The sequence below is a fragment of the Citrobacter sp. 50677481 genome (genome assembly GCF_001463265.1).
GTDB lineage: Bacteria > Pseudomonadota > Gammaproteobacteria > Enterobacterales > Enterobacteriaceae > Citrobacter_A > Citrobacter_A sedlakii.
The window spans coordinates 1-357 of record NZ_LNHZ01000019.1 but is presented as its reverse complement, the minus strand read 5'-3'; the positions used below and the strand labels follow the sequence as shown (position 1 = coordinate 357).

Below are 357 nucleotides of genomic sequence, written 5' to 3'. Positions count from 1 at the left end.
TGTACGCTTGGTCGCTTAACCTCACAACCCGAAGATGTTTCACTTCATGGTTGCGATAATTGAGAGACTCACGAACAACTTTCGTTGTTCTGTGTTTCAATTTTCAGCTTGATCCAGATTTTTAAAGAGCAAATATCTCAAACATGACTCGCAAGTCAGTTTTGAGATATAACGGCCGGCGACTTTCACTCACACAAACCAGCAAGTGGCGTCCCCTAGGGGATTCGAACCCCTGTTACCGCCGTGAAAGGGCGGTGTCCTGGGCCTCTAGACGAAGGGGACACAAAGTCTCAATCGCAAGACGCCTTGCTTCTCTACATCTATCAGACAATCTGTGTGGACACTACAAAGGCAGGT

Annotated in this window: 1 tRNA gene; it reads right to left on the bottom strand. The window is 47.3% G+C overall.

The window, feature by feature from the left end:
• Positions 1–206: 206 nt before the first annotated feature.
• Positions 207–282 (bottom strand) — tRNA-Glu (locus APU02_RS05560).
• Between the last annotated feature and the right edge of the window lie 75 nt (positions 283–357).